Here is a 15,625-nt window from a genome sequence, read left to right as displayed (position 1 = left end):
GAAAGATAAGTTCTATAACCTTTTATTGCCCACTAAACTGTACTGAAGTTATTCCAGCTTGTATAGGAAGTTTAGTATCTTTTGGTTTGTAAATAAAGTACACAGAATGAAACTTTCCATCACTTGCACCTTGAAGGTTAATATGAGCAACAGCACCTTTTTGCCCTGCTTTAGGTGTTGGTAAGCTTCCCTGGCCAATAACTTTCCCATCGTTACCATCAAGCCTTACTTCAAAATCTAAAGGCGTTTTTGGAGCTTCCTGCCAGCCCATTGTAAGATTGGCAGACTTAACGCTGGTAAGATCAACACTGTCAATTGCAAACCATCCTCCGGTCTGAGGAACCAATAATAAGCTCATTCCATTAAATTTCATAGAAGTGAAACCCTGTACTTTCTCAGTGCCTCTAAAAGTAATGGTGTTGCTGTGAAGCGCTACAGAATTACTGCCGGTAAGTGCTTTTATATTATTTCCACCTTTGTCAGTGTAACTAGCCGATAAAACCAAAACAGCGTTGGGCTTTTGATTAGCCAATGGAGTGATCGTGCCAGATTGGGGCAGCGATTTTTTAACTGCTGCTTTATTCCCAAGAGATAATATCCAGGTTACCAGTTGGGTTGCATCGCTTTGAGATAGTGTTGGATGTGCGGGCATAGCAACCTCTCCCCAGACGCCGCTTCCACCTTTAATGATTTTTTGTGTCAGGTGGTTCATAGCGTTCGGATCTTTCTGATATTTCTGCGCCACCATTATGTATGCAGGTCCGATTGATTTTTCATTCTCTTTATGACAGCTCTTACAATCAAGAGAAAGCATTAAACTTTTTCCGCTTATTGAAGCTTGCCCTTGCTGATGACCCAAAGTTGCGCCTGCTTTATCAAAACCCTCAATATAATCTACTGACACATACAAATTCGCAGGATCTATTTTCGCAGTATCATTATCTTTTACACTTACAGAATAGTTGATCGGTTTACCCGGAATATAAAAAGACTTGTTACCTCCTGTTAGCTGTATAGAAACTTTTGGTTCTTCGTTGCCTGCGTAAATACTTAATTCATCACTCTTTGTAGTTGCTCCTTCCTTGTCTTTTGCAATAACTGAGATTTTATAATCACCGGGATTAGTATAAGTATAATCAACTTCCGGAGTTGATGTTTCTTTTTTGGTGCCATTACCCATATCCCATATATAGGTAAGTTTTTCCTTTTCAGGGTCTTTAGCGGAAACGGTGGCTTTAACTGCAAATGGAAGAGTTCCGGAGGTTTTATCAACATTTATCGCTGTAATTTTTGGTGCGATATTACCAGCATTGTAATCAATACGTGATAACCCCGCATCAGGATTTTTGCTAAACCAGCCTGAACCGTACTCCAGTAAATATATCTTTCCATCTGGTCCTACTTCCATATCAATACAGTTGTTAAGCTTCGTATGTTCCATAAAAGGTTCCATTTTATCAAAATCGCCATTTGGCAACATCGTAACTGCTTTTATCCAACCGCGAATCCAGTCGTAAATAAAGAGTTTACCATTATAATAATCTGGCAGGCGGGTTTCTTTAGGCCACATATCAGTGTAATAAACGGGACCAGCCATAGCATTTCTGCCACCTGTACCTACCTGAGGAAAATCAGGTGAAGCATCGTAAGGATACCAGATGAATGCGGGCTGTGCAGGAGGAAGATTTGTAAGCCCTGTATTGTTCCTTGAATTGTTTACCGGGTGGGCTGGGTCAAAGGCAGCACCACTTTGACCAGTTGCATAATTATATTCACGGTAAGGATAGTTGTTACCAACAAAAAGTGGCCAGCCAAAATAGCCTGCTTTTCTAGCTTGGTTCACTTCATCATATCCACGTGGTCCGCGTGTATTAAAGCTGTCAGCGTTGGCATCGGGACCTACTTCACCCCAATACAAGTTATTGTTTTTCTGGTCAACCGAAATGCGGTAGGGATTTCTATCACCCATTACGTAAATTTCTGGCCTTGCTTTATCTGTTCCTTTAGGAAAAAGGTTGCCTTCCGGAATTTCGTATGTACCATCGTCTTTTACCCTTATGCGCATAATTTTTCCGCGAAGGTCATTTGTATTGCCTGCAGACCTTCTTGCATCATACTGCATGTGACCGGGAAGATCGTTCAAAGGAGCAAATCCATTGTTAACATATTTTGCTTTAGGCTCGTTAAATGGCGTAGAATTATCTCCGGCTGAAAGATATAATAAACCATCTTTTCCAAAAGCAATAGATCCACCGGTATGGCAACATATCTCGCGCTGTGATTTTACTTCAAGAATTACTTTTTCAGAAGCATAATCTATCGTGTCATTTTTAAAAGTAAATCTTGATAAACGATTTACTGAAGAATCAATTGGACTATAATACATATATATCCAATTGTTTTTTGCAAAATTAGGATCTTTACTAAGACCCAATAATCCCTCTTCTGCATTTACGCCCGGAGTATGTTGTGTCTTCCAGTAGACATTAAGATATCCAACTTGTTTTACGTTTTTTGTCTCATGATTGTATAACATAATTTCTCCACGACGCTGAACAACTAGTATATCAAGATTAGGAAGAACAGTCATTTCTGTTGGTTCAAAAAATGTGTCTTGTACAAGTGAAGTTTTGGTAAAGCGGTCTTCCTCGGGAGGCATTTGAGTCTTTGCTTTAGCATAATCAAGTTTTACGTTGTCACCTATAGCATATTGTATTCCTCCTAAAAGGTGTTTTAAGTAAAGTGGATCTGTATAAGACTCTTCTGTGTGACCTAACGCGGTATAAAAAGCGCGTCCACCATCGAAGTCATGATACCAGGCCATTGGGTGATTGCCCATTCTCTTTCCACCGTGGTAACTATTTTCATCCAGAGTAATGAGAACTTTTACATCATTTGGTTCCTTCCTGAAACTGTAAAATTCGTCAGTTCGTTTCCATTCTTTTGGAAGATGTTTGGTTGAAATGTTGTTTTGATCAACTACGTTAAACATGCCTTCCTGTACATTATGAAAGGTATCATGTATACCGGGGTGATCATAAAAATGAGCGCCTACAAGCCTGTCGTACCAGCCCCAATCATATTCTGTATCTGCAGCAGCGTGCACTCCAACATAACCTCCACCCGCCTGTATGTATCTTTCAAAAGCTGCTTCCTGCCGATAATCTAATACATCTCCGGTTGTGCTAAGAAATACAACGGCAGAATAATTTTTTAAAGAATCTTCATTAAAATAATCTGGATTTGTTGTTGTGTCAACCTGGAAATTATTTTCTGCTCCCAGTTTTTGAATTGCGGCAATACCATTTGGTATAGAAGAATGGTGCCATCCCATTGTTTTAGCAAATACCAAAACTCTCGCTTTTCCTGCTCTTTCACCCTTGCCGCAGGATATAACAAATAAAATACTAATTATCATTGGTATTATTGCATACCATTTTGCCATTGATAACTTATCAATAGCCTGTTTCAATTTTTTCATGGAAGCTTCCTTTGTTTCTTGTTTTGAGCAAATATTAAAAAATAGATAAATGAAGACGGTTTGAAGATTTTTAGCGGCAATTTATTATTATTCCGCTATCATTAACAATTTTATATAGAATTTCCGCAAAAAAAGTAAGTCTTTTTATTATAATTAACAGTCTTTAAGTTTTTTTATAGTATGAAGAAGGTCTGCGAAAGAAACTTATATTCGTACGGCTGTTCCTGTTGCCATTACCATCAGCATACTTCCTGATGCGCCTATTGTTTCAAAATCCACATCTATACCAATTATAGCATTTGCACCTATGCTTTGTGCTTTTTGTATAAGTTCATTCAGGGCAATCGTTCGCGCCTCTTCAATTACTTTTTCGTATGTTCCACTTCGTCCACCGGCAATATCGCGCAGACCGGCAAATAGATCTTTAAAAATATTTGCTCCTATAATCGACTCCGCACTCACAATACCAAGATAGTGCTGTACAGGATGACCTTCAATAGCATGAGTAGTTGTAGTAATCATAGTCAGGTGGTATTTAACTGCAAGTTTAAAATTGTTGAAATTACAGAATAAAGGTGCAAACTAATTAGATTCATTAATGAAAGATTGCCAGGCAGTTCTAAGTTTTAAAAGCCAGAGAAGTTGAAATAGAATTATAAAATAAGCTTCGCTCTTCACTATGTAATTGATTGCATCAGCAGAAGTATTAGTGTTTACAGGTCAGAATAAAATGAATGGAAAGAGTGTTATTTATTGGTCAATTGCTATCTCGTCGATTCCCAGATCCAACTGTCATTAAAAATATTGCGTTGAACTTTTAAAACCCTTTCGTTTACTTTGCACTTCAATTTTTGAATAATGGTCCATAATTTTAATGCCGGTCCAAGCATTCTTCCGTCTGAAGTCTTTAAGCAGGCAAGTGAAGCACTTTTAAATTTTAACAACAGTGGTTTATCAATACTTGAAATAGGTCATCGCACTCCTTTGTTTGAGGAGGTTATGAATGAGGCAGTTTCGCTGGTAAAAGAACTGATGCAGTTAGATGCAGACCATGAAGTTTTGTTTCTGCACGGCGGTGCTAGTACACAGTTTATGCAGGTACCCTATAATTTATTAAATGAAGATAAAACTGCTGCATATATTGACAATGGCATATGGGGTAGTAAAGCGATAAAAGAGGCAAGGCTTTTTGGAAACGTAGAGGTAGTCTCATCTTCTAAAGATAAAAATCATACATATCTGCCAAAAAGATTTGAAGTGCCGGCAGATGCGGTGTATCTACATTATACTACCAATAATACAGTTGAAGGAACTCAGTGGCATACTATTCCTGAGACAGATGCTCCTCTTGTGGCCGATATGAGCAGCGATATTTTAAGTTGTCAAATGGATTTTAACCGTTTTTCGCTTATTTATGCCGGAGCACAGAAAAACGTAGGAATTGCAGGTGTAAATCTTTTGGTGGTCAATAAGAATATTTTGGGAAAAGTAACGCGAAAAATTCCAACTATTCTAGATTACCGAAATCATATCGAAAATAAATCGATGCTGAATACTCCGCCCGTTTTTGCTATTTATGTCAGTATGTTAACGCTGAGATGGATAAAAAAAATGGGTAGTGTTGCTGGAATAGAAAAACTAAATAACGAAAAAGCAGCTTTATTTTATTCTGTTCTTGACGATCTGCCCATTTTTAAAGGTCCGGTTGTAAAAGAAGATCGTAGTAAAATGAATGCAGTTTTCACAATAGAAGATCCTGCGCTTGAAAAACAGTTTCTGGAAGTTTGTAAAAAAGAAAATCTGTATGGCATAAAAGGTCATCGCTCGGTGGGTGGTTTTCGCGCTTCTTTTTACAATGCATTACCGTTAAGCAGTGTAAAGGTGCTGGTAGAAGTAATGAAAGAATTCTCAAACAAATTTGGATAAAGATTGAAAGTTGATACAGTAGAAGTTAGTGTTAATCTGTAACTATCCCACCTTTAACCCCAACACATTTATTATCTTGCAAAAATAATTTATATTAATGGCGAAAATTTTACCTTTTAAAGCGCTCAGGCCAGCGGCAGAACTTGCTTCTAAAGTAGCTTCACGACCTTACGACGTGCTTAGCAGTAAGGAAGCTAAAACAGAGGCTCAGGGCAATTCTTATTCCTTTTTACATGTAACAAAAAGCGAGATAGATCTTCCTGAAAATGCGGATATACATAGTATGGAAGTTTATGATAAGGCAAGGCAAAATCTTCATGCGTTTATTCAGCGTAAGGTTCTTTTCATGGAAAGCAAGCCGTGTTATTATATATATGAACTTGTGATGAATGGAAGAAGTCAAACCGGGCTTGTTTGCGGTAGCTCTGTTGAAGATTATGAAAATGACATTATTAAAAAACATGAATTTACCAGGCCAGAAAAAGAACAAGACCGCATCAATCATATTAAAATAACAGGGGCACAGACAGGCAACGTTTTTTTAGCATACAGAAATGTCGAAGCAATTGACAATCTACTGAACCAATGGAAGAAAGACAGAAATCCCGTATACAATTTTACTGCTGACGACAACATTCAGCATACCATCTGGGTTATAAATGATTCGTCTTCAATCAGCAATATTACATCTCTTTTTGAGGAAGAAGTTCCTAATACATATATCGCTGACGGCCATCACCGGGCTGCCTCAGCAGCAAAGGTGCGTGCAGCGTTAGGAGACAAAGCCAGTGAAGAGGCAAACTATTTTTTAACCACTTTATTTCCTGCCAGCCAGTTGCATATTATGGATTATAATCGGGCGGTGAAAGATCTTAATGGTTTATCGGTAGATGAGTTTTTGAAAAAGGTCGGCGAGAACTTTGAAGTAAAATTGACTGGTCAGAACGAGGTAAAGCCAGAGGCATTGCATCAATTAGGCATGTATATTGACAAAAACTGGTATTCAATTACGGCTAAGGAAGGCACTTATACTAATGATCCTATTGGTATTTTAGATGTCTCTATTCTGCAAAACAATATTCTAAGCAAAATATTAGGCATTCATGATCCTCGTACCGATACCAGAATAGATTTCATCGGTGGAATTAGAGGCTTATCTGAACTCGCCAAAAAAGTGGACAGTGGTGAAATGGCAGTTGCCTTCAGCTTGTTCCCAGTAAGTATTGAGCAATTGTTTGATATTGCTGACAGCGGAAATGTTATGCCACCTAAGAGTACATGGTTTGAACCTAAGTTGAGAGATGGATTGTTAACACATCTTATAGATTAATTGGAAAAAGAGGATCTAAAATTGATTACCTCTTTGCTGTTTAAGTGGAATTTTATGAAAAAATATTTCTTTGTCGTTTTTGTTTTTATCTCTTCTTTTTGTTTTGCTCAGTCCACGCAAAATGCCGATACGCTGCATGCAACTGCTAAAACTTTTTTGCAGCAAGGCGATTATGATAATGCTGTTTTGGTATTGAAGAAAGCATTGCAGATACAACCCGATGATCTGCAAATTACCAAGGATCTTCTTTTTGCCTATTATCTTAAAAGAGATTTTGCTAAAGCCATGGAGGTGGGTAAACCATTAGTTGAACGCAAAGATGCGGACGTGCAAAGTTTTCAACTGCTTGGGTTAACTTATAGAGCCATTGCTGAAGATGATGAGGCGGAAAAGCTTTACAAAACGGGCTTAAAAAAATTTCCGGATGAAGGGGTACTGTATAGTGAGTATGGTGAACTGGTCGCCGACAAAAAAATGGACCTCGCAGTAAAACTTTGGGAAAAAGGCGTTGACGCTGATCCTAATTATAGCAGTAATTATTTCTTGCTTGCAAAACAATATGCTTTAAGTGGGAATAGTTTATGGAGCATTTTATACGCTGAAATGTTTTTAAATATGGAAAGCTTTACTGCAAGAAGCACTGAAATGAAAAACCTGCTTCTCGATCAGTACAAAAAGTATTTTGTGGCCGGTTATGTACCTCCCAAGATTACAGAGAAAAAAAATATCGACAAAAAAGCGGATAAAAAATTTGTACAATTTACAACAGCCGTAGCAGAGACGCTGAACAAGCAGCAAAGTCAAACATCGCTCGGAATTACTCCTGAGACACTCACCGTTATCCGAACCCGTTTTATACTTGACTGGTATAATACTTATGGCGATACTTATCCATTCAGGTTATTCGAACATCAGAGACAGTTGCTGCAGGAGGGAATGTTTGAGGCGTACAACTTTTGGCTATTTGGTCCAGCGGCTAACCTTAAAGCCTATCAGACCTGGCAACAATTCCACCAGCAGGAGTTGAATACTTTTCTTACATTTATACGGAGTAAAGTGTTTAAAGTACCCGAGGGCCAGCAGTACTACTACATTGCAGCGAAATAGCGCCTTTTTTTGCCTATCATGTAAAGTCTGAGCATACACAACTTTGGCAATATAAGCCTCTCGTCTTTAGCTATACGTTAACTATTGTCATATGGAACTAAAACGATTATTTGACTGTATTGAGTACCAGTTGTCTAAGTTTCCAAAAGAAACTATGTTCGCCGAAAAAGTTAACGGTTCCTGGCGCTCTTATAGCACGTTAGAAGTAAGTGAAACAGTTAATGCATTAAGCGGGGGTCTTATAAAAAAAGGCTGTCAGGGTAACAATATGACAGTTGAAGCAGCTGATAAAGTTGCTATTATCAGCAATAATCGTCCTGAGTGGGTTTTTACTGATATGGCTGTTCAACAAACCGGTGCAATACTCGTTCCGATTTATCCTACAACTAACCCTATTGAGCTCGAGTTTATATTGAAGGAATCGGGGGCTAAAATGATCTTTGTAAGCAATCAGGAGTTACTTGAAAAAGTATTAAGCGTTTCAGAAAGGGTCGATACCCTGCGTGATATTTATTCTTTTGATGAAATAGAAGGTGTAAAAAACTGGAAAAGCTTGTTGACAACCGGGTCCAGTGAATTGAAAAAAGTTTCGGATATAAAAGCAGCAGTCTCACCAAAGCAAGTAGCCACCATAATTTATACCTCTGGCACTACAGGCATACCCAAAGGCGTTATGCTCAGCCATGAAAATATTTATACCAACGTACAATTTAGTAAAGAAAGTTTTCCTTTTCCTGATGATCCAAAGCTTAAGGTTTTAAGCTTTTTACCACTGAATCATATATTTGAGAAAATGGCTACTTATATTTTTTTGTATAGTGGCATTAGCATTTACTATGCCGAGAGTTTGGGTACGATAGCGGATAATTTAAGGGAAGTAAAACCTGACGGTTTTACAACAGTACCTCGTTTATTAGAGAAGGTTTTTGAGAAAATTATGGCAAAAGGAAGTGAACTTAAAGGAGCTAGGCGAAAGTTATTCTTTTGGGCAGTGGACCTGGCTGAAAAATATGATAATAACGTAAGCGGAGGTATCTGGTATAGAACGCAGCTTGCACTTGCCAATAAGTTGGTTTTTAGTAAATGGAGGGAAGCTTTGGGTGGAAATATCTCATTTGTTATATCTGGAGGAGCCGCGTGTCAGGTAAAACTTCTTAAGATTTTTAATGCTGCTCAGATTCCTTTATATGAAGGTTATGGGCCAACCGAAAACAGCCCGGTTATAAGTATTAACAGGCGAAAGCCGAAGAGTGATACAAAGTTTGGCACAGTGGGTCCACCTATTGATGGAATTGAAGTAAAGCTGGCGGAAGACGGAGAAATACTGGTAAAAGGCCCCACCGTAATGGCAGGATATTACAAACGTCCTGACCTGACTGCCGAAGTAATAGTGGATGGTTGGTTACATACGGGTGATATTGGTACCTGGGACTCCGGTAGATTTTTAAAAATAACTGACAGAAAAAAGGAGCTGTTTAAAACAAGTGGCGGAAAGTATGTTGCGCCACAGGTAATTGAGAATAAATTAAAAGAAAGTAATTTTGTAGAACAGGTACTTGTAATTGGTGCTAACAAAAAGTTTGTCGCTGCATTAATTGTTCCTGCTTTTCCCATGTTGCGACAGTGGATGAGAGATAATGATGTACGATTTGTAAGCAATGAAGAGGCCGTTAAAAATCCTAAAGTTTTAGATTTGTATACAGACCTAATTGACTCTTTTAATAAATATTTTAATCACGTTGAGCAGATAAAGAAGTTTGAATTGTTACCACGTGAATGGAGTATTGATACAGGTGAAATGACTCCAAAAATGAGCGTAAAAAGAAAAGTAGTTTTAGACGAATATCATGACGTCGTGGAGAAAATCTACGCCTGCTAATTTACACATAGCATCTAATTCTCTACACTACAAATAAAATTGATCCAGTTGATTAAAGTAACAGTTTTACGAATCCTTTTTATTTAAAGTCTAACAACTGGGCGCAAATGATTACATCCCTCCAAGGCAGAGATATTTAATCTCAACATATTCTTCAATTCCATACTTGCTCCCCTCTCGTCCTATACCGCTTTCTTTCATACCTCCAAACGGTGCTTCTGCGTGTGATACTACCCCCTCATTTATACCAACAATTCCATAATCCAATGCTTCTGCAACTCTCCATGCTCTTGCCAAATTTTGGGTAAAAAAATAAGAAGCTAAACCATATTCTGTATCATTTGCAAATCGTATAGCTTCTTCTTCTGTATCAAATTTATATATGGCAGAAACAGGTCCAAATATTTCTTCTTTGCTTAGTGCCATTTCCTGGTTGCAGTTTTCAACGATGGTAGGTTGGAAAAATAACTTACCCGCCATGTGATTATTTCCACCTGTTGTTATTTCAGCTCCTTTACCTACTGCCTCATGTACCAGCCTGTTTATTTTTTCAATCGCTTTTTCATCTATCAATGGCCCGATTTCTACACCCGGTTGCGTACCTTCTCCTACCTTTAAAGAAGTAACTGCTTTTTTATATTCCTGAATGAATTGGTTGTAAATTTGATCCTGAACATATATTCGGTTTGCACATACACAAGTCTGTCCTGCATTTCGGTATTTGCTGGCAAGTGCACCTTTTACAGCCTGCTGAATATTTGCATCGTCAAACACAATTAGTGGTGCATTACCTCCAAGTTCTAATGAAACTTTTTTTACTGTAGAAGCGCATTGTTGCATTAGCATTTTTCCCACACCTGTAGAACCTGTAAATGAAAATTTCTGAACAAGTGGATGTTCAGTCATTACTTTACCAATCTCTGCTGCATTATCAGACGTTATAATGTTTATAACCCCATCAGGAAAACCAGCTTCTTTTGAAAGGTAGGCAAGGGCTAAGGCACTTAAAGGTGTTTGAGCAGCAGGTTTAAGTACAACTGTACAACCAGCGGCAATTGCCGGTGATATTTTGCGGGTAATCATCGATATAGGAAAATTCCAGGGAGTAATGGCAGCAACAACACCAATAGGTTGTTTTATCACAACAATTCTGCGGTCATTTAAAGGAGTCGGAATTACGTCCCCATATACCCTTCTGGCTTCTTCGGCAAACCACTCTATAAAAGATGCTCCATAAGTTATTTCTCCTTTTGCCTCTGCTAACGGTTTTCCTTGTTCAGTCGTCATTAGCAATGCAAGGTCATTCCGGCTATCATTTACCAGGTTAAACCACTTTCGCATTATTGCCGATCTTTCTTTTGCAGTTTTTTTACGCCATACTTCAAAAGCTTTTGTCGCGGCTTCAATGGCTTGTTCCGTCTCTTTGGGCGTACAATTAGCCACCCGGGTTATTACATCTCCTGTAGCCGGATTAGTAACTTCAAACGTTTTTCCACTTTGCTCTGAAACCCATTCGTTATTTATAAAAGATTTATTCTGAAGAAGGTTTTGCTGTGATAATCGCATGACTGATAATTTTTTTAAAAGAAAGAAAAATCAGGCCTCATTATGTTTTGTAGAAATGCTTCCGCATACAAATTAAACAAAATTATAACTGTTATTATTATTTTATGTAATCCTCCAATTTATAGTAGGTACGATTTTCGACTAATATTTATAAATAACAATTTATGGATTCCACGATAGCTGCTGATGCTATAGCAAGTATTCCAAAAAGAAGGATCAGGTCGATTTTGAAAAGCCCTGTTAAAACTGCGGAAGCAGTTAACTTGGTCTATTTGAGTGATAACGTTCCTGGTATAGAACGAATAAAAACAAATGATGGATTTGAATACAAATACCAGGGGAAAAAAGTTACGGACGAGGAAACTTTATTAAGAATAAAAAGACTTGTGTTACCACCCGCCTGGGAAAATGTATGGATATCACCTAAAGATAATGGTCATTTACAGGCAACCGGTATTGATACCAAAAACCGGAAACAATATAAGTATCATGCTTCATGGAATGCGTTAAGAAATCGAACAAAATTCTACAGGCTTTATCAATTTGGGACGGTGCTACCATCATTAAGACTAAAAGTTGAAAAAGACCTTTCTTTGCCGGGCTTGCCGGTAGAAAAAGTTTTGGCAACTGTCGTTAGCCTTATGGAAAGAACTAATATACGAATTGGCAATTGCTCTTATGAAAAAGCAAATGGCTCTTATGGCATTACCACTTTAAAGGACAGGCATGTAAAAATTCAAGGTACAAGCATTAAATTTTCCTTTAAAGGAAAAAAAGGTGTATATCATGATATTGACATTAAAAGTAAAAGGCTGGCAAAAATTGTGAAAAAATGCCAGGACATACCGGGGAAAGAACTTTTTCAGTTTATTGATGACGATGGACACCGTAGAAGCATTGACTCCGGAATGGTTAACGACTATATAAAAAGTATCGGTGATGGAGATTTTACTGCCAAAGATCTTAGAACGTGGTCAGGAACTGTTCAGGCGCTATTAGCATTTAAAGAGCTGGGTCTTAGTGATACACAAAGCGAAACAAAAAAAAATATTGTAGCAGCGCTAGATATGGTTGCAGGCGCGTTAGGAAATACGCGTACCGTTTGTAAAAAATATTATGTCCATCCACTTATTGTTTCTTTATATGAAACAAAAACACTTGAAAAACATTTAAAGCATTTAGACTCCCTTGAAGATGATGACAACAAAGCAGATCTGACAAAAGAGGAAAAAATCCTGATGGAAATTTTAAAGTCCAACTAAGACGAAAGGCTCATAACTAGTTAGAATAAGATATGCCGACACAGGAGTAGATACTTATAAAAGACAAAAGCTATTTATCTTGTAAATAGCTTTTGCTAATTTTTGATGTATTAATAATTAAATATTTACCTATATTTTACCAAAGGATAAATAGGAGAGTCCGGTGGAGTATGTTTCCTGAAAAGTGAAATTCCTTTAGAAAGCAAGCTTTGCGGATGTTTGTTTTCGAGTTTAGTGATCTGATGATTTACAAGATTTTCTACTGTTCTGTTTAAAGATTGTTCAGACAATAGTTCTACAGCCTTTTTTGATGCATAGCCCAAAATAAACCCTATAGCTGTATTTACCAGCGTTCTTTGAACTTCTGGTGTTTCAGCCACATAGCTAAAAGTATTTTTAACCACTCTTTTAGGGTTAAGATTTACCTTTACTTCGTCGTAACTATCTTTAATTTCCTCTTCATCGAGCTTCACTTTTCTTTCAAGTTCTTTTATAGCTGCTTGTAAATCAGCATCATTAGTAATTTTTCTCCTGTTTGCCATCCTTATAAAAATTTACGTATGAGCATTCCGGTAATAGGTGTCTTAAAGAACTTATTTCTACCCTTAAGTAAAACAAGTCCGGCGATTGCATACAACGCAGCTAAAATCAAAAATCCTAAATATGATTTACCAACTAAATCACCTATAAGCAGGGCTATACCAATGTTAAGCACAATAAAAAATATAAAAAATACAATAACTAAAGCAATACCTGCAACAACAGATGAGGCAATATTTGATGTCTTATCAACTGCCTTTAATTTATATAATTCAAGCCTGTCTGATGCGTACTCTTTAGATTCGCTAAATAGGGATTCTATTAAAGTTAAAGTTGGCTGTCTGTCCATAGCTGGTTTTTAATAATCGCCGGAAACCTGTTTGATACAAGTGCCTTAGAAAAGAAATTTATGATTGATATGATGAAGCTTTATCTGCAGCTGACTGTGCACCGTTTGCAGTAGCCTGTGCCCCTGTTGCTACAGCTCCTGCAGCGTCAGATTTTAAGGCATTAGCAACATTTGAAGCTTTAGCTTTTCCCTGCTCAATAAGGTCGGTAGCGCTTTCTTTTACGGTTTCATACTTATCAGCAAGGCCATCAACAAATTCGCTAAATTTGTCTTTCAAATTTTGTGATAGGTCTTTACTGCCATCAGAAATCTTCTTTCTTGTTTCCAAGCCTTTATCAGGAGCAAATAAAACTCCTAAAATAGCACCTGTAGCAGCCCCTGCCAATACGCCTAATAATACTTTTGATCCTGAGTTCATAATAATGGTTTTTAATTGTAAAAAATTATTTTTAACGCATTTGTAAATGATATTTTAAAAAAATAATGCCAAAAATAATAGGTGTCGTAGTGTTAATAATACCAACATAATAAATGAGTTATGTCAATTTTGTGGAATTATTTTCCCATCGAATTATTGTTTTTTACATATTTATTTTCCTACTTTACAAATGTTATTTATGCTAACGATTCATTATTAAAATTAAGTTTTTCTCTTTACTTTTTTTACTAATAGTCAACGGGTAAGGCGATCGGTAGTCCACGGAAAACTCTAGCACCTTTGAAAGGTAGAAGAAAAAATGGAATTATTAAATAAAAAAGGTAGACAACATTGTAGCAATTGAAGTAAAAACAAAAGCTGGTATGATAGGTGAATTAATATAAGAAGAGATACAAAGCTTTTTTAAGGAAATAGGTTCGAAAAGAAGCTTTAACAATTGATATTATTTTTAGAAACAAAAACTAACCGGTTTGGAAATAACAGGGGCTATTGGTATAACAGCAGGAATTCTGACATCTTCTTCACTTCTACCACAACTAATTAAAATAATAAAAGAAAAAAAGGTTGAAGCATTGTCTATAGGGATGTTTATAACTTTAATGATAGGTATATTACTATGGATATATTATGGAGTATTAAGAAAGGATACTCCTATAATTGTGACCAACAGTTTTTCAGTTTTTCTAAACTTTCTGATCCTTTTCTTTAGGTTTAAATATCGAAATAACGATAAGTAGCTTAACTACTGGCATTGTTTTTTTCAATTTATTCATAGTACTATGAAATTAAACAAGCTATAATTTGTTGCACAGTACAGTACCCCTAAACCTCAATAGAATTTTTATGAATATAAAAACTGATAACAAAAAAAACAATAAACCTTTCGATAAGTTTTCGACAGTTGTCACAAAAGCTACAGGATCTTCATATGCATTTGTTGTTGCTGTTTTGTTTATAGTAGTTTGGGCCTGCAGTGGCCCCGTGTTTCATTTTTCCGATACCTGGCAATTAGTAGTTAATACAGCAACTTCGGTTATTACTTTTCTTATGGTTTTTATTATTCAACAGTCTCAAAATAAAGATACAATGGCATTGCAATTAAAATTGAATGAATTAATTGCTGCCAGCAGTAAAGCAAGCAACCGATTGATTGATGTGGAAGATCTTACAGACGATGAATTGAAGCAGTTAAAAAAGTTTTACTGCGACTTGGGTGAACTTGCAGAAAAAGATAACAACCTGTTTACTTCTCATTCCGTGGAAGAAGCTAAAGATATCCAGAATAAAGAAAATAAAAATCTTAAAAGTTTATAGAGGGCATAAATTTTATAATTATAAAATAAAAAATGAAAAAAATGAGGAATAATTTAATACTTGCAACCATCTTTTTAGCAGGTTCTACTTTACTTACAAGTTGCCAGGCCATAGCCGATATTTTTAAAGCAGGTATGTGGGTAGGAGTAATTGTAGTAGTACTGATTGTAGCGCTTGTTTTATGGCTGATTGGAAAAATGAGAAGATAAGGATCTTATAAGAATATAAGTTTTTAGAATATTAATAATGACTGCGTTAATAATTTAAACTAGTTTAACTGCCATAGGAAGTCAAATAATGTTAAATATTATCTTTTATAGGAAAATTCGGGTTTTTAATCTCGGTTTTGTTTAATGTGCATGAGGAATTATTTCTACAGCAAATATCATTTCCCCTTATTTTTTTACCTGTCAAAATGATTGGCTTAAATTT

The 15,625-nt window shown here is 36.6% G+C and carries 14 protein-coding genes; 8 read left to right on the top strand and 6 right to left on the bottom strand.

Annotation, left to right across the window (positions count from 1 at the left end; all coding sequences use genetic code 11):
• Nucleotides 1–22: 22 nt before the first annotated feature.
• Nucleotides 23–3,481: a ThuA domain-containing protein gene (locus tag B154_RS0119760; RefSeq protein ID WP_018616059.1), complete on the bottom strand. Its 3,459-nt coding sequence runs from the start codon at nucleotides 3,479–3,481 to the stop codon at nucleotides 23–25.
• A gap of 204 nt (nucleotides 3,482–3,685) precedes the next feature.
• A complete protein-coding gene (locus B154_RS0119755; RefSeq protein ID WP_018616058.1) occupies nucleotides 3,686–4,003 on the bottom strand; it encodes a heavy metal-binding domain-containing protein in 318 nt (105 codons plus the stop codon).
• 336 nt (nucleotides 4,004–4,339) lie between these two features.
• Here B154_RS0119755 and serC point away from each other — a divergent pair, with 336 nt between their 5' ends.
• The 4 genes from serC to B154_RS0119735 all read left to right on the top strand — a co-directional run bounded on the left by serC (nucleotide 4,340) and on the right by B154_RS0119735 (nucleotide 9,723).
• Nucleotides 4,340–5,407 carry a 3-phosphoserine/phosphohydroxythreonine transaminase gene (gene serC / locus B154_RS0119750; RefSeq protein ID WP_018616057.1) on the top strand — a complete coding sequence of 356 codons (1,068 nt, stop codon included), beginning with the start codon at nucleotides 4,340–4,342 and terminating at the stop codon, nucleotides 5,405–5,407.
• Nucleotides 5,408–5,504: 97 nt separating this feature from the next.
• On the top strand, nucleotides 5,505–6,737 hold the full coding sequence (locus tag B154_RS0119745; protein WP_018616056.1) for a DUF1015 domain-containing protein: 1,233 nt from the start codon (nucleotides 5,505–5,507) through the stop codon (nucleotides 6,735–6,737).
• A gap of 54 nt (nucleotides 6,738–6,791) precedes the next feature.
• On the top strand, nucleotides 6,792–7,844 hold the full coding sequence (locus B154_RS0119740; protein ID WP_157580882.1) for a tetratricopeptide repeat protein: 1,053 nt from the start codon (nucleotides 6,792–6,794) through the stop codon (nucleotides 7,842–7,844).
• Nucleotides 7,845–7,935: 91 nt separating this feature from the next.
• On the top strand, nucleotides 7,936–9,723 hold the full coding sequence (locus B154_RS0119735) for an AMP-dependent synthetase/ligase (RefSeq protein ID WP_018616054.1): 1,788 nt from the start codon (nucleotides 7,936–7,938) through the stop codon (nucleotides 9,721–9,723).
• Nucleotides 9,724–9,834: 111 nt separating this feature from the next.
• On the opposite strand, the gene B154_RS0119730 is transcribed toward B154_RS0119735, so the two are convergent.
• Nucleotides 9,835–11,289, bottom strand: a complete 1,455-nt coding sequence (locus B154_RS0119730; protein ID WP_018616053.1) for an NAD-dependent succinate-semialdehyde dehydrogenase — start codon at nucleotides 11,287–11,289, stop codon at nucleotides 9,835–9,837.
• Nucleotides 11,290–11,453: 164 nt separating this feature from the next.
• Between B154_RS0119730 and B154_RS0119725 the strand changes: the two genes are divergently transcribed.
• Nucleotides 11,454–12,551 (top strand): DNA topoisomerase IB, encoded by a 1,098-nt coding sequence (locus B154_RS0119725; RefSeq protein ID WP_018616052.1) that lies wholly within the window; start codon nucleotides 11,454–11,456, stop codon nucleotides 12,549–12,551.
• Between the two features lie 125 nt (nucleotides 12,552–12,676).
• On the opposite strand, the gene B154_RS0119720 is transcribed toward B154_RS0119725, so the two are convergent.
• The 3 genes from B154_RS0119720 to B154_RS29195 are packed head-to-tail and all read right to left on the bottom strand — an operon-like array spanning nucleotide 12,677 to nucleotide 13,858.
• Complete coding sequence (locus B154_RS0119720) at nucleotides 12,677–13,093, bottom strand: hypothetical protein (protein ID WP_018616051.1); 417 nt, start codon at nucleotides 13,091–13,093, stop codon at nucleotides 12,677–12,679.
• 2 nt (nucleotides 13,094–13,095) lie between these two features.
• Nucleotides 13,096–13,440, bottom strand: coding sequence for a phage holin family protein (locus tag B154_RS0119715; protein ID WP_018616050.1), 345 nt, complete (start codon nucleotides 13,438–13,440; stop codon nucleotides 13,096–13,098).
• 58 nt (nucleotides 13,441–13,498) lie between these two features.
• The gene (locus tag B154_RS29195) at nucleotides 13,499–13,858 is read right to left on the bottom strand and encodes a YtxH domain-containing protein (RefSeq protein ID WP_018616049.1); all 360 of its coding nucleotides are present in this window, start codon (nucleotides 13,856–13,858) and stop codon (nucleotides 13,499–13,501) included.
• 491 nt (nucleotides 13,859–14,349) lie between these two features.
• Between B154_RS29195 and B154_RS33995 the strand changes: the two genes are divergently transcribed.
• From B154_RS33995 to B154_RS32830, 3 genes are all read left to right on the top strand, one after another.
• Nucleotides 14,350–14,616, top strand: coding sequence for a SemiSWEET transporter (locus B154_RS33995; RefSeq protein ID WP_018616048.1), 267 nt, complete (start codon nucleotides 14,350–14,352; stop codon nucleotides 14,614–14,616).
• A gap of 106 nt (nucleotides 14,617–14,722) precedes the next feature.
• Nucleotides 14,723–15,193 carry a low affinity iron permease family protein gene (locus tag B154_RS0119700; protein ID WP_018616047.1) on the top strand — a complete coding sequence of 157 codons (471 nt, stop codon included), beginning with the start codon at nucleotides 14,723–14,725 and terminating at the stop codon, nucleotides 15,191–15,193.
• 41 nt (nucleotides 15,194–15,234) lie between these two features.
• The gene (locus tag B154_RS32830; RefSeq protein WP_169337682.1) at nucleotides 15,235–15,402 is read left to right on the top strand and encodes a hypothetical protein; all 168 of its coding nucleotides are present in this window, start codon (nucleotides 15,235–15,237) and stop codon (nucleotides 15,400–15,402) included.
• Nucleotides 15,403–15,625 lie beyond the last annotated feature (223 nt).

The organism is Segetibacter koreensis DSM 18137 (genome assembly GCF_000374045.1).
GTDB lineage: Bacteria > Bacteroidota > Bacteroidia > Chitinophagales > Chitinophagaceae > Segetibacter > Segetibacter koreensis.
The sequence above is the reverse complement of the archived record's forward strand: the minus strand, read 5'-3'. Positions and strand labels throughout refer to the sequence as shown.

What these genes read in the sequence shown, in the direction of transcription:
- B154_RS0119745 (WP_018616056.1), top strand. Translation starts at nt 5,505, where the DNA reads ATGGCGAAAATTTTACCTTTTAAAGCGCTCAGGCCAGCGGCAGAACTT.
- B154_RS0119760 (WP_018616059.1), bottom strand. Translation starts at nt 3,481, where the DNA reads ATGAAAAAATTGAAACAGGCTATTGATAAGTTATCAATGGCAAAATGG.
- B154_RS0119700 (WP_018616047.1), top strand. Translation starts at nt 14,723, where the DNA reads ATGAATATAAAAACTGATAACAAAAAAAACAATAAACCTTTCGATAAG.
- B154_RS0119740 (WP_157580882.1), top strand. Translation starts at nt 6,792, where the DNA reads ATGAAAAAATATTTCTTTGTCGTTTTTGTTTTTATCTCTTCTTTTTGT.
- B154_RS0119730 (WP_018616053.1), bottom strand. Translation starts at nt 11,289, where the DNA reads ATGCGATTATCACAGCAAAACCTTCTTCAGAATAAATCTTTTATAAAT.
- B154_RS0119715 (WP_018616050.1), bottom strand. Translation starts at nt 13,440, where the DNA reads ATGGACAGACAGCCAACTTTAACTTTAATAGAATCCCTATTTAGCGAA.
- serC (WP_018616057.1), top strand. Translation starts at nt 4,340, where the DNA reads ATGGTCCATAATTTTAATGCCGGTCCAAGCATTCTTCCGTCTGAAGTC.
- B154_RS0119725 (WP_018616052.1), top strand. Translation starts at nt 11,454, where the DNA reads ATGGATTCCACGATAGCTGCTGATGCTATAGCAAGTATTCCAAAAAGA.
- B154_RS0119720 (WP_018616051.1), bottom strand. Translation starts at nt 13,093, where the DNA reads ATGGCAAACAGGAGAAAAATTACTAATGATGCTGATTTACAAGCAGCT.
- B154_RS0119735 (WP_018616054.1), top strand. Translation starts at nt 7,936, where the DNA reads ATGGAACTAAAACGATTATTTGACTGTATTGAGTACCAGTTGTCTAAG.
- B154_RS32830 (WP_169337682.1), top strand. Translation starts at nt 15,235, where the DNA reads ATGAGGAATAATTTAATACTTGCAACCATCTTTTTAGCAGGTTCTACT.
- B154_RS29195 (WP_018616049.1), bottom strand. Translation starts at nt 13,858, where the DNA reads ATGAACTCAGGATCAAAAGTATTATTAGGCGTATTGGCAGGGGCTGCT.
- B154_RS0119755 (WP_018616058.1), bottom strand. Translation starts at nt 4,003, where the DNA reads ATGATTACTACAACTACTCATGCTATTGAAGGTCATCCTGTACAGCAC.